General features: G+C 71.4%; 12 protein-coding genes. 8 read left to right on the top strand and 4 right to left on the bottom strand.

Annotated features, from left to right (window positions below; all coding sequences use genetic code 11):
* The first annotated feature begins 22 nt into the window (after positions 1 to 22).
* The 3 genes from AV521_RS12885 to AV521_RS12890 all read left to right on the top strand — a co-directional run bounded on the left by AV521_RS12885 (position 23) and on the right by AV521_RS12890 (position 1,096).
* A complete protein-coding gene (locus tag AV521_RS12885) occupies positions 23 to 232 on the top strand; it encodes an acyl-CoA carboxylase epsilon subunit (RefSeq protein ID WP_076088027.1) in 210 nt (69 codons plus the stop codon).
* Between the two features lie 104 nt (positions 233 to 336).
* Complete coding sequence (gene mmpB / locus AV521_RS50710) at positions 337 to 465, top strand: morphogenic membrane protein MmpB (protein ID WP_256725527.1); 129 nt, start codon at positions 337 to 339, stop codon at positions 463 to 465.
* Positions 466 to 478: 13 nt separating this feature from the next.
* Positions 479 to 1,096 carry a nucleoside triphosphate pyrophosphatase gene (locus AV521_RS12890; RefSeq protein WP_076087724.1) on the top strand — a complete coding sequence of 206 codons (618 nt, stop codon included), beginning with the start codon at positions 479 to 481 and terminating at the stop codon, positions 1,094 to 1,096.
* Here AV521_RS12890 and AV521_RS12895 read toward each other — a convergent pair.
* Positions 1,068 to 1,688 (bottom strand): hypothetical protein, encoded by a 621-nt coding sequence (locus AV521_RS12895; protein ID WP_371917027.1) that lies wholly within the window; start codon positions 1,686 to 1,688, stop codon positions 1,068 to 1,070. The genes AV521_RS12890 and AV521_RS12895 overlap by 29 nt on opposite strands.
* 367 nt (positions 1,689 to 2,055) lie before the next feature.
* Here AV521_RS12895 and AV521_RS12900 point away from each other — a divergent pair, with 367 nt between their 5' ends.
* On the top strand, positions 2,056 to 3,828 hold the full coding sequence (locus tag AV521_RS12900) for a biotin carboxylase N-terminal domain-containing protein (RefSeq protein WP_076087726.1): 1,773 nt from the start codon (positions 2,056 to 2,058) through the stop codon (positions 3,826 to 3,828).
* Positions 3,829 to 4,039: 211 nt separating this feature from the next.
* On the opposite strand, the gene AV521_RS12905 is transcribed toward AV521_RS12900, so the two are convergent.
* Together AV521_RS12905 and AV521_RS12910 are read right to left on the bottom strand one after the other, a co-directional pair.
* The gene (locus AV521_RS12905) at positions 4,040 to 4,969 is read right to left on the bottom strand and encodes a DeoR/GlpR family DNA-binding transcription regulator (protein ID WP_076087728.1); all 930 of its coding nucleotides are present in this window, start codon (positions 4,967 to 4,969) and stop codon (positions 4,040 to 4,042) included.
* A 166-nt stretch (positions 4,970 to 5,135) separates the two neighbouring features.
* A complete protein-coding gene (locus AV521_RS12910) occupies positions 5,136 to 6,584 on the bottom strand; it encodes an NAD(P)H-quinone dehydrogenase (protein WP_076087730.1) in 1,449 nt (482 codons plus the stop codon).
* A 95-nt stretch (positions 6,585 to 6,679) separates the two neighbouring features.
* On the opposite strand from AV521_RS12910, the gene AV521_RS12915 reads away from it, so the two are divergent.
* From AV521_RS12915 to AV521_RS12925, 3 genes are all read left to right on the top strand, one after another.
* Positions 6,680 to 7,117: a gamma-glutamylcyclotransferase gene (locus AV521_RS12915; RefSeq protein ID WP_076087731.1), complete on the top strand. Its 438-nt coding sequence runs from the start codon at positions 6,680 to 6,682 to the stop codon at positions 7,115 to 7,117.
* A 112-nt stretch (positions 7,118 to 7,229) separates the two neighbouring features.
* Positions 7,230 to 8,054: a purine-nucleoside phosphorylase gene (locus AV521_RS12920; RefSeq protein ID WP_076087733.1), complete on the top strand. Its 825-nt coding sequence runs from the start codon at positions 7,230 to 7,232 to the stop codon at positions 8,052 to 8,054.
* Between the two features lie 693 nt (positions 8,055 to 8,747).
* Positions 8,748 to 10,379 (top strand): phospho-sugar mutase, encoded by a 1,632-nt coding sequence (locus AV521_RS12925; protein ID WP_076087735.1) that lies wholly within the window; start codon positions 8,748 to 8,750, stop codon positions 10,377 to 10,379.
* A gap of 80 nt (positions 10,380 to 10,459) precedes the next feature.
* On the opposite strand, the gene AV521_RS12930 is transcribed toward AV521_RS12925, so the two are convergent.
* On the bottom strand, positions 10,460 to 11,143 hold the full coding sequence (locus AV521_RS12930) for a PH domain-containing protein (protein WP_076087737.1): 684 nt from the start codon (positions 11,141 to 11,143) through the stop codon (positions 10,460 to 10,462).
* A 135-nt stretch (positions 11,144 to 11,278) separates the two neighbouring features.
* Here AV521_RS12930 and deoC point away from each other — a divergent pair, with 135 nt between their 5' ends.
* Complete coding sequence (deoC, locus tag AV521_RS12935) at positions 11,279 to 12,238, top strand: deoxyribose-phosphate aldolase (RefSeq protein ID WP_076088029.1); 960 nt, start codon at positions 11,279 to 11,281, stop codon at positions 12,236 to 12,238.

Genomic DNA, 12,238 nt, shown 5'->3' on the forward strand with positions numbered 1-12,238 from the left:
CATGCTGCCCCTGGGAGCGGTCATGAACATCAAGGTCGTACGAGGCAACCCGACCCCCGAGGAGCTGGCCGCCGCACTGGCGGTGGTCCGCGTCCGCGCCGCGGCGGCGGCAGCCCTGCCGCCCGGCGCGCAGGGCCCGCGCGATGCGTGGTCCGACCCGTCGCGGATCGCCGCCGCCCACGTCCCCAAGCCGGGCCCGGCGTCCTGGACCCGCACCTACTGGCCGAGCTGAGCGGCTTCAGGGGCGGGGAACCGCGCACAGAGCCAACGCGCCGGGTGCCGACTTGAGTAGCAGTACTCAGGCGCCCACCCCCCACCGGGCCGCACGCTGAAGGAATGCTGTGGTCAGACCCGGAAGACGAGCCGCCGAAGGACCTGCGCGAAGCGCAGGACATGCTTCGGCGGCTCGGCTTCCTCATGGCCCTGGCCACCATGCTTGTGATGCTGGTCATCGGCCTGAGGTGAGTAACCTGACCCCATGACCGCAACGCGCCGCAGGCGACTGATCCTCGCCTCGAAGTCCCCCGCCCGGCTGGGCCTCCTGAGGCAGGCCGGTCTCTCCCCCGAGGTGATCGTCAGCGGAGTCGACGAGGACGCCATCACCGCCCCCACCCCCGCGGAGCTGGCGCTCGCGCTGGCCGAGGCGAAGGCCTCGGTCGTGGCGGCGAAGCCGGAGGTGCAGGGCGCCCTGGTGATCGCCTGTGACTCGGTGCTGGAGCTGGACGGGCAGGCCCTCGGCAAGCCCGCCGACGCCGAGGAGGCGACCGCCCGCTGGAAGGCGATGCGCGGGCGGACCGGGACCCTCCAGACGGGCCACTGCATCTGGGACACGGCGGCCAAGCGCTACGTCTCCGGGACCGCCTCGACCGTCGTCCACTTCGGCGAACCGACGGACGAGGAGATCGCCGCGTATGTCGCCTCCGGCGAACCCCTCTACGTCGCGGGGGCCTTCACCCTGGACGGCCGTTCGGCGCCGTTCATCAAGGGCATCAACGGCGACCACGGCAATGTGATCGGCATCAGCCTGCCCCTGGTGCGCAAGCTGCTGGCCGAACTGGGCGTCGGCATCACGGAGTTGTGGTCGCCGGCCGAGTGACCGGAGCGGACAGGGAGTCCCGCGTCCCCTCACCCCCACCCGGCGCCTCACCCGTACGCTCCGTACGAGGCGCCGGCACAGCCGCCCCACCCGAACCCGCACCCGGGGCCGCTCCCGGCGCCGCAGCCGACCCGGGCTCGGTCAGAGCGTCCGGGTGCCCGCCCTCCCCCGCCCCGCCGCCGGAGGCGCCCGGCTGCGGGCCGGCCTCGCGGTCGTACGTCATCAGGAGCAGGACGACGAGGCCGAGCACCACCATCAGGAACAGGAACGCCGTCCAGCCGACCATGCTCCAGGCGAACGCGCCGAGCAGGCCGTGCACGACGGCCACGCTGATCAGCAGGACCCGGCCGAAGCCCGCGGGCGCGCGGTTCCGTATCGCGACCAGGACGGCCACCAGCGCGCACAGCGCGAAGTAGAGGCCGAAGACCACGCCGCCGATCTTCGAGGACGTCGCCATCGTGGACGGGTCGAGCCCCGCCAGGGACATGTCCTGACGGTCGACGACGACGCCGAGGAACCAGTTCAGCGCCGCGATGAAGAAGGCCTCCACCAGGAGGACGACCGCCAGGACCCACGCCACCGGTCTGCGCACCACCGGTCTCCACCCACTCTCAAGCCACGCGACTGTTACCACAGGTACGTTCGAGCCGTCATGAACGCTACTAACGGGTAAACCCAGGGACAAGGGTTTGCGCGCCAGCAAAGAATCATTGGGCCATTCGTAGGGACTCGACAAAGAAACAGAGTGGGCCGCAGCACGCTCTCACAGAGACCTTGACCACATGACGGGGCTAGGGTTTCCCGGAGGGGAGCTGCGTACCGAGGTGCGACAAGGCTTTTCGCGGGTCGAGCGAGCCTCGAATCACGCTCCGTGTGGGCAAGCTCACCATTGGGGACGGGTCGAAGTGCCGTGTCGGCAGTCCCTAAACTCGGCTTGTTTCAAGGAGGGAGCCTCAATCGTGCGCAAGGTGCTCATCGCCAACCGTGGCGAAATCGCTGTCCGCGTGGCCCGGGCCTGCCGGGACGCCGGGATCGCGAGCGTGGCCGTCTACGCGGACCCGGACCGGGACGCTCTGCATGTCCGCGCCGCGGATGAGGCGTTCGCCCTGGGCGGTGACACCCCGGCCACCAGCTACCTGGACATCGAGAAGGTCCTGAACGCGGCGCGCGAGTCCGGCGCGGACGCCGTCCATCCGGGTTATGGCTTCCTGTCGGAGAACGCCGACTTCGCGCAGGCGGTGCTGGACGCGGGTCTGGTCTGGATCGGCCCGCCGCCGCAGGCGATCCGTGACCTGGGGGACAAGGTCGCCGCCCGTCATATCGCCCAGCGCGCCGGCGCTCCGCTGGTGGCCGGTACGCCGGACCCGGTGAGCGGTGCCGAGGAGGTCGTGGCGTTCGCCGAGGAGCACGGCCTGCCGATCGCGATCAAGGCGGCCTTCGGTGGCGGCGGCCGCGGCCTGAAGGTCGCCCGCACCCTGGAGGAGGTCCCGGAGCTGTACGAGTCGGCGGTGCGTGAGGCGGTCGCCGCCTTCGGCCGCGGTGAGTGCTTCGTGGAGCGATACCTCGACCGCCCGCGGCACGTGGAGACCCAGTGCCTGGCGGACAAGCACGGCAACGTGGTCGTCGTCTCGACGCGTGACTGCTCGCTGCAGCGCCGGCACCAGAAGCTGGTCGAGGAGGCTCCCGCGCCGTTCCTGTCCGAGGAGCAGGTCGCCGAGCTGTACCGGGCCTCCAAGGACATCCTCAAGGAGGCCCGCTACGAGGGCGCGGGCACCTGTGAGTTCCTGGTCGGCCAGGACGGCACGATCTCCTTCCTGGAGGTCAACACCCGCCTGCAGGTGGAGCACCCGGTGACCGAGGAGGTCGCCGGCATCGACCTCGTACGGGAGATGTTCCGTATCGCCGACGGCGAGGAACTGGGCTACGACGACCCGCGGTTGCGGGGTCATTCCTTCGAGTTCCGTATCAACGGCGAGGACCCGGGCCGTAACTTCCTGCCCGCCCCCGGCACGGTCACCACGTTCGACGCGCCGTCCGGTCCCGGTGTCCGCCTGGACGCGGGGGTGGAGTCCGGCTCGGTCATCGGCCCGGCGTGGGACTCCCTGCTGGCCAAGCTGATCGTGACGGGCCGTACCCGCGAGGAGGCCCTTCAGCGGGCCGCGCGTGCCCTGGACGAGTTCCAGGTCGAGGGCATGGCCACCGCGATCCCCTTCCACCGCGCGGTGGTCAGGGACCCGGCGTTCGCTCCCGAAACCACCGGCAGCCAGGCCCCGTTCACGGTCCACACCCGCTGGATCGAGACCGAGTTCGTCAACGAGATCAAGCCCTTCGCCGCTCCGGCCGACACCGAGGCGGAGGAGGAGAGCGGCCGGGAGACGGTCGTCGTCGAGGTCGGCGGCAAGCGCCTGGAGGTCTCCCTGCCCTCCTCCCTGGGCATGTCCCTGGCCCGCACCGGCCTCGCGGCGGGTGCCAAGCCGAAGCGCCGGGCGGCCAAGAAGTCCGGGCCGGTGGCCTCCGGCGACACCCTCGCCTCCCCGATGCAGGGCACGATCGTCAAGGTCGCCGTCGAGGAGGGCCAGGAGGTCAAGGAAGGCGACCTGGTCGTCGTCCTGGAGGCCATGAAGATGGAACAGCCCCTCAACGCCCACAAGGCGGGCACCATCAAGGGCCTCGCCGCCGAAGTCGGCGCCTCCATCACCTCCGGCGCCCCGATCTGCGAGATCAAGGACTGACGGCAACAGCCTGAGCGACGCCCGGCAGACGGATGATCTGCCGGGCGTCACCTTTTCCCGTTCCAAGGCAGTGGGAACGTCTTGAGTCCCTGAAAGCCTGCCGGCCCAAGGGGCGCGGGGAACCGCGCGGCAGGCCACGACGAACCCGCACCCACCCAACAGCCCGAAGCTCTACGGCGATTGGGCGCTGACGACGGACCGGGCCTGACAGCTACCGGCGCCGCAGATCCGCGACGCGCCCCCGCTCGGCCCCCGTAGGCTCCAGGCCGGCCCCCGACCGAAGCGCCACATGGCCCCTGCGCGGCCCCGGCAGTGGGGCACGCCGCGCCGGGGCCTGCTCACCCCCCGGAGGGGCCCCGCTCGCCCCGGCCACGGCGATCTGCACCCCTTGGTCGGCAAGGGCCTGCAACTCGGTGGCGGCGCGGTCGTCGTGCGGCGGGGGCTCGTCGGTGACCAGGCGGGTGATGACGTCCGTCGGCACGGTCTGGAACATCGTGTCCGTGCCGAGCTTGGTGTGGTCGGCGAGGACGACGACCTCGGCGGCGGCCTGGACGAGGGCCCGGTCGACGGACGCCGAGAGCATGTTGGACGTGGACAGACCCCGCTCCGCGGTCAGGCCGCTCCCCGACAGGAACGCCTTCGACACTCTCAGCCCCTGCAGGGACTGCTCCGCGCCGGAGCCGACGAGGGCGTAGTTGGAGCCGCGCAGGGTGCCTCCGGTCATCACGACCTCCACCCGATTGGCATGGGCCAACGCCTGGGCGACCAGGAGGGAGTTGGTGACGACGGTCAGACCGGGCACCCGCGCGAGCCGGCGGGCCAGCTCCTGTGTGGTGGTACCCGCGCCGACCACGATGGCCTCGCCTTCTTCGACGAGACCCGCGGCGAGGTCGGCGATGGCCGTCTTCTCGGCGGTCGCGAGATGGGACTTCTGCGGAAAGCCCGACTCACGTGTGAATCCGCCCGGCAGTACGGCACCGCCGTGCCGACGGTCGAGGAGTCCTTCTGCCTCCAGTGCCCGCACGTCCCGCCGTACGGTCACTTCGGAGGTCTGGACGACGCGGGCGAGCTCACGGAGCGACACGGCACCGTTCGCACGCACCATTTCGAGGATCAATTGGCGACGTTCAGCAGCGAACACGAAACTGACAGTAACCCCAGCGACCGTCTGCTTTCAGCAGTTTGCGCCGAATAACAGAAGTTGTTCGCATGGCAGGGCGGGAAGTGGTATAGGACCTACCCGCCCCGACTATGCCGTACGCACTCGCGGCAACTCCCGGTGACCAGCGGGAAGTCGGATCCGGCCGTCAGGCCTCCGCGCTCGCCTTACGGGTGTGCAGCTGCCGGGCCACCTCGGCGATCGACCCCGAAAGGGAGGGGTACACGGTGAACGCGTTCGCGATCTGTTCGACCGTCAGATTGTTGTCGACGGCGATCGAGATGGGGTGGATCAGTTCCGAGGCGCGGGGCGAGACGACCACACCGCCGACGACGATGCCCGTACCCGGCCGGCAGAAGATCTTGACGAAGCCGTCCCGGATGCCCTGCATCTTGGCGCGCGGGTTCCGGAGGAGGGGCAGCTTGACGACCCTGGCGTCGATCTTGCCCGCGTCGACATCGGCTTGCGAGTAGCCGACGGTCGCGATCTCGGGGTCGGTGAAGACGTTCGAGGAGACGGTCTTCAGGTTCAGCGGGGTCACCGCGTCGCCGAGGAAGTGGTAGATGGCGATACGTCCCTGCATGGCGGCGACGGAGGCGAGCGCGAAGACGCCCGTGACGTCACCGGCCGCGTACACGCCCGGGGCGGTCGTACGCGAGACCTTGTCGGTCCAGATGTGACCTGAGTCGCGCAGCTTGACGCCGGCCTCCTCCAGGCCGAGCCCCGCGCTGTTCGGAATGGCGCCGACGGCCATCAGGCAGTGCGAGCCGGTGATGACCCGGCCGTCCGCCAGCGTCACCTCGACCCGGTCGCCGACGCGCTTGGCGGACTGCGCGCGGGAGCGGGCCATGACGTTCATGCCACGGCGCCGGAAGACGTCCTCCAGGACGGCGGCGGCGTCCGGGTCCTCGCCCGGCAGCACGCGGTCGCGCGAGGACACCAGGGTGACCTTCGACCCCAGCGCCTGGTACGCGCCGGCGAACTCGGCACCGGTCACACCGGAGCCGACCACGATCAGCTCTTCCGGCAGCTCGTTGAGGTCGTAGACCTGGGTCCAGTTGAGGATGCGCTCGCCGTCGGGCTGGGCATCGGGCAGCTCACGCGGGTGACCACCGGTGGCGATGAGGACGGCGTCGGCGGTCAGGGTCTCCTCGGTGCCGTCGGCGGCGGTGACGACGACCTTGCGGGACCCGTCGAGGGCCTGCATGCCCTCCAGACGTCCGCGCCCGCGCATGACCCGGGCGCCGGCGCGCGTGACGGAGGCGGTGATGTCGTGCGACTGGGCGAGGGCCAGCCGCTTCACACGGCGATTGACCTTCCCCAGATCCACACCGACCACCCGGGCGGCCTGCTCCAGCGGCGGGGTGTCGTCGGCGACGATGATGCCCAGCTCCTCGTAGGAGGAGTCGAAGGTGGTCATCACCTCGGCCGTGGCGATCAGGGTCTTCGACGGCACGCAGTCGGTCAGCACCGACGCTCCGCCCAGACCGTCGCAGTCGACGACGGTCACCTCCGCACCGAGCTGCGCGGCTACCAGGGCCGCTTCATATCCGCCGGGTCCGCCACCGATGATCACGATCCGAGTCACGTACTCCATTGTCCCGCACGCTTCAAGGTGCTACTGCCCGGGGGCGCACACGAGTGTCTCCGGGGGCGCGAGTGACGGGACTTTCCCTGCCGTACCCTCTCTCCATGTCGCTCTATGCCGCGTACGCCGGCAATCTCGACGCGCGTCTGATGGCCTTCCGCGCGCCGCACTCCCCGCTGCGCGCCACGGGCTGGCTGAACGGCTGGCGGCTGACGTTCGGCGGCGAGCAGCCGGACGGGGAGGGCGCGCTGGCGACGATCGTCGAGGATCCGCTCGCCCAGGTCTTCGTCGGGCTGTACGACATCGCACCCATGGACGAGGAGTCCCTCGACCGGTGGGAGGACGTGGGCGTGGATCTCTACCGCCGGGTCCGGGTGCGTGTGCACACCCTGGACGGCGAGGAGGCGGCGTGGACGTACGTCCTCAACGGCTACGAGGGCGGCCTGCCCTCGGCCCGCTACCTGGGCGAGATCGCCGACGCGGCGGAGTCCGCCGGGGCACCCCACGACTATGTGATGGAACTCCGCAAGCGCCCCTGCTGACGCGCCGCGCCGATCAAGCAGGCTCTTTCGTTGGAAACGACAAGGCAACGATCGCCATCCCGTGGGCTCTGTCATCTACGCGCGTAGGCGAACACCGGCTACCCTCGTCGACGTGAACGCATCTCTTCTTCCGGACGACATCCAGGGCGACCCCTACGCCGCCGCTGACGCCGCCGCCGCGCGCCTGCGCGAACTCACCGGCGCCGAGACCCACGACGTCGCCCTCGTGATGGGCTCCGGCTGGGCTCCGGCCGTCGACGCCCTGGGCGCACCCGACGCCGAGTTCCAGGTCACCGAGCTGCCCGGCTTCCCGCCGCCGGCCGTCGCGGGGCACGGCGGCAAGATCCGCTCGTACTCCTTCGGTGACAAGCGCGCCCTGGTCTTCCTGGGCCGCACCCACTACTACGAGGGCCGTGGCGTCGCCGCGGTCGCCCACGGCGTGCGCACCGCGGTGGCCGCCGGCTGCAAGACGGTGGTCCTCACCAACGGCTGCGGCGGCCTGCGCGAGGGCATGCGCCCCGGCCAGCCGGTCCTGATCAGCGACCACATCAACCTCACGGCCACGTCCCCGATCGTCGGCGCGAACTTCGTCGACCTGACGGACCTCTACTCCCCCCGTCTGCGCGCCCTGTGCAAGGAGGTCGACCCCACCCTGGAGGAGGGCGTCTACGCGCAGTTCCCCGGCCCGCACTACGAGACCCCGGCCGAGATCCGCATGGCCCGTGTCATCGGCGCGGACCTGGTCGGCATGTCCACGGTCCTGGAGGCCATCGCCGCGCGCGAGGCGGGCGCCGAGGTGCTGGGCATCTCCCTGGTCACCAACCTGGCGGCCGGCATGACCGGCGAGCCCCTCAACCACGAGGAGGTCCTCCAGGCGGGCCGCGACTCCGCCGCCCGGATGGGCCAGCTGCTGACCCAGGTCTTGGGCAAGCTGTAAGCAGGCCGCTGTACGGCGGTGACGCAGGGCGACCGCGAGCACGTCGGTGACGCCATGGCGACCGCGGAACGCCGCGGCGCCGCAAGCGGACTGCCGACGCTGCGGAGGCCCACGGCGACCGCCGGTGCCGCGGTGGCGCGAGCCGACCGCGGAGACTGCGGTAGGCGCGAGCCGACCGCGAGCACTGCGGAGGCCCACGGCGACCGCGAACGCCGCGGTGGCTCATGGCGACCGCGGAAGCTGCGGTGGGCAAGCCGACCGTGGAGACTGCGGTAGGCGCGAGCCGACCGCGAGCACTGCGGAGGCCCACGGCGACCGCGAACGCCGCGGTGGTTCATGGAGACCGAGGAGGCCGCGGTGGCGCGAGCCGACCGTGGAAACTGCGTGGCGCATGTCGACCGTCGGCGCTGCAGTGGCCTATGGCGACCGCGGACGCCGCTGTGGCGCGAGCCGACCGCGGAGGCCTCGGTGGCCCACGGCTACCGTCGGCGCTGCGGTGGACAAGCCGACCGCGGAGACTGCGTGGCGCAAGCCGACCGTGGACGCTGCGGTGGCCCACGGCGACCGCCGGTGCCGCGGTGGCGGTAGTGCGATCCTGCCCGGCCGCTTTCCGGCCGACCGAGTCGGGTGGGTGGGTAAACGGGGGTCTGGGGGCGGAGCCCCCAGCGAAGACTAGGAGAGGTTGATCCCAAGGTGCACGACGATCTCATCGCCCGGGCCAAGGCCTGGCTCGCCGAGGACCCCGACACGGAGACCCGTGACGAACTCGCCGAGCTGATCGACACCGGTGACATCACGGAACTGTCGGCCCGTTTCAGCGGCACGCTGCAGTTCGGCACCGCCGGCCTGCGAGGCGAGCTGGGCGCAGGCCCGATGCGCATGAACCGCAGCGTCGTCATCCGCGCCGCCGCCGGTCTCGCCGCGTACCTGAAGAAGCAGGGTCGGACCGGCGGACTCGTGGTCATCGGCTACGACGCCCGCCACAAGTCCGCCGACTTCGCCCGCGACACCGCCGCCGTGATGACCGGCGCCGGCCTGCGCGCCGCCGTACTCCCCCGCCCCCTGCCCACCCCCGTGCTCGCCTTCGCCATACGGCACCTCGGCGCGGTCGCGGGCGTCGAGGTCACCGCCAGCCACAACCCGCCCCGGGACAACGGCTACAAGGTGTACCTCGGTGACGGCTCCCAGATCGTGCCGCCCGCCGACGCGGAGATCGCCGCCGAGATCGACGCGATCGCCTCCCTGCACGACGTACCCCGCCCGGACGCCGGCTGGGAGATCCTGGACGAGTCCGTCCTGGAGGCGTACCTGGCCCGTACGGACGCCGTACTGGCCCCCGGCTCCCCCCGCACCGCCCGCACCGTCTACACGGCGATGCACGGCGTCGGCAAGGACGTCCTCCTCGCCGCGTTCGCCCGCGCCGGCTTCCCCGAGCCGGTGCTGGTCGCGGAACAGGCCGACCCGGACCCGGACTTCCCGACCGTCGCCTTCCCCAACCCGGAGGAGCCGGGCGCGATGGACCTCTCCTTCGCGCAGGCCCGCGCCACCGACCCGGACCTGATCATCGCCAACGACCCCGACGCCGACCGCTGTGCGGTGGCCGTCAAGGACGGGGCCGACTGGCGGATGCTGCGCGGCGACGAGGTCGGCGCGCTGCTCGCCGCCCACCTGGTCCGCCGCGGCGCGACCGGTGTGTTCGCGGAGTCGATCGTCTCCTCCTCCCTGCTCGGCCGGATCGCCGAGAAGGCGGGTCTGCCATATGAGGAGACGCTGACCGGTTTCAAGTGGATCGCCCGCGTGGAGGGCCTGCGCTACGGCTACGAGGAGGCCCTCGGCTACTGCGTGGACCCGGAGGGCGTACGCGACAAGGACGGCATCACGGCCGCGCTGCTCATCACCGAGCTGGCCTCCGTGCTCAAGGAGGAGGGCCGTACCCTCCTGGACCTCCTCGACGACCTCGCCGTGGAGCACGGCCTGCACGCCACCGACCAGCTCTCGGTCCGCGTCGAGGACCTGTCCGTCATCGCGGACGCGATGCGCCGCCTGCGCGAACAGCCGCCGGCCGAGCTGGCAGGCCTGGCCATCACCCGGGCCGAGGACCTCACCCGGGGCACGGACAGTCTGCCGCCCACGGACGGCCTGCGCTACACGCTCGACGGCGCCCGGGTGATCGTCCGCCCGAGCGGCACCGAGCCGAAGCTGAAGTGCTACCTGGAGGTCGTCGTACCGGTCGCCGCGCATGCCGACCTGCCGGCCGCCCACGCGAACGCGGCCCAGCTGCTGACCGCCCTGAAGCGGGACCTGTCGACGGCCGCGGGCCTCTGACCCGCACGCACGTCAAAGGGGTGCCCCTTGGGGGCACCCCTTCTCTCGCCGGGTACGCCGCGACGCGACCGTCGGCCCGCTCAGCCCGTCGCCAGCAGAATCGCGAGAAGCACCGCGCCCGCCGCCGCCGGTGCGATCACCTCGTACGCCCACCGCACGGTGACCTCGCCCTGCGCCGACTCCTCCGTACCGCGCCGTTCCAGCATGTCCCGCAGTTCGTCCATGACCTGGTCGGTGTCCGCGCGGGTCGGTCCGCCCGGCGCGCCGGAGCCGCCGAGGGCACCCAGGCCGCCGAGCCCCCGGCTCGGCGTGGACCCGCCGCCCGCCGCCTCCGCCGCCGCCCGCGACTTGCGCAGCTCCGCCTTCTTGCGGGCCCGCAGCGAGACGGGGACGGACCACAGCTGGTACTTGCGGCCGGACTTGGCGACGACCTCGTTGGAGTAACCGGAGCGCAGCGAGGCGACCTCGCCCCAGGGCAGGGCGACGGCGCGGAACGGGTTGCGGATCCGCAGCCGGTCCTCGCCGGCGAAGACCGCGGGGCGGAGCGTGAAGGCGATCACCAGCGGCACGATGAGGATCATCCCGGCGAGCGCCAGCCACGGCGCGCGGCCGTGGCCCTGGAACAGCGCGTCGAAGCCGAGCCAGCCGACGACGAGCAACAGCAGCACACCGCCCACGAGCCCCATGGGCGAGCGGTAGATCCGGTCCTGGGCGGCGGGAGCCGGCGGCTGTGACGCGGGTGACGGGTGGTCCGGGGTGGTCATGGCCCAAGTCTGCACGACCGTGGCGGCGGCGCCGCCACGCGCCCCGGAACCGGCGCTCAGCTGTGATCTTCCGAGGGGATATGAGCGCCGGGGGTGTACAGCCGCTACGCGCGTAGATATGCTCGTCTGGTGACCATGCCCACTACCGCACCCACAGCTCACGCTCTCTCGGACGTCACCGCGTCCGACAGCACGCTGCGTCGCTTCCTGCACGGGCTGCCCGGCGTCGACGCGGTCGGCCTGGAGGCGCGCGCCGCGTCTCTCGGCACCCGTTCCATCAAGACCACCGCGAAGGCGTACGCCATCGACCTCGCCATCTCGATGGTCGACCTGACGACGCTGGAAGGCGCGGACACCCCGGGCAAGGTCCGGGCGCTCGGCGCCAAGGCGGTCCACCCGGACCCGACGGACCGGACGGCCCCGACCACGGCCGCCGTCTGCGTCTACCCCGACATGGTGGCCGTCGCCAAGGAGGCCGTCGCCGGTTCCGACGTCAAGGTCGCCTCCGTCGCCACCGCCTTCCCGGCCGGCCGCGCCGCCCTCGACGTGAAGCTGGCAGACGTGCGCGATGCCGTCGCCGCGGGCGCCGACGAGATCGACATGGTCATCGACCGGGGCGCATTCCTCGCCGGCAAGTACCTGAAGGTGTACGACGAGATCGTCGCCGTGAAGCAGGCCTGCGGCGACCGCGCCCGGCTGAAGGTCATCTTCGAGACCGGCGAGCTGTCGACGTACGACAACATCCGCCGCGCCTCCTGGCTCGGCATGCTGGCCGGCGCCGACTTCATCAAGACCTCCACGGGCAAGGTGGCGGTCAACGCCACGCCCGCGAACACCCTGCTGATGCTGGAGGCCGTACGGGACTTCCGTGCCCAGACCGGCATCCAGGTCGGCGTGAAGCCGGCCGGTGGTATCCGCACCTCCAAGGACGCCATCAAGTTCCTGGTCCTGGTCAACGAGACCGCGGGCGCGGACTGGCTGGACAACCACTGGTTCCGCTTCGGCGCCTCCTCGCTGCTGAACGACCTGCTGATGCAGCGTCAGAAGCTGGCCACCGGCCGCTACTCCGGCCCCGACTACGTGACGGTGGACTGA

The sequence above is a fragment of the Streptomyces sp. IMTB 2501 genome, from assembly GCF_001953885.1.
Lineage (GTDB): Bacteria > Actinomycetota > Actinomycetes > Streptomycetales > Streptomycetaceae > Streptomyces.

Bases quoted from the DNA above. Each gene is read 5' to 3' on its own strand.
- AV521_RS12890 (WP_076087724.1), top strand. From the start codon at position 479: ATGACCGCAACGCGCCGCAGGCGACTGATCCTCGCCTCGAAGTCCCCC.
- AV521_RS12885 (WP_076088027.1), top strand. From the start codon at position 23: ATGAACATCAAGGTCGTACGAGGCAACCCGACCCCCGAGGAGCTGGCC.
- AV521_RS12915 (WP_076087731.1), top strand. From the start codon at position 6,680: ATGTCGCTCTATGCCGCGTACGCCGGCAATCTCGACGCGCGTCTGATG.
- mmpB (WP_256725527.1), top strand. From the start codon at position 337: ATGCTGTGGTCAGACCCGGAAGACGAGCCGCCGAAGGACCTGCGCGAA.
- deoC (WP_076088029.1), top strand. From the start codon at position 11,279: ATGCCCACTACCGCACCCACAGCTCACGCTCTCTCGGACGTCACCGCG.
- AV521_RS12910 (WP_076087730.1), bottom strand. From the start codon at position 6,584: ATGGAGTACGTGACTCGGATCGTGATCATCGGTGGCGGACCCGGCGGA.
- AV521_RS12930 (WP_076087737.1), bottom strand. From the start codon at position 11,143: ATGACCACCCCGGACCACCCGTCACCCGCGTCACAGCCGCCGGCTCCC.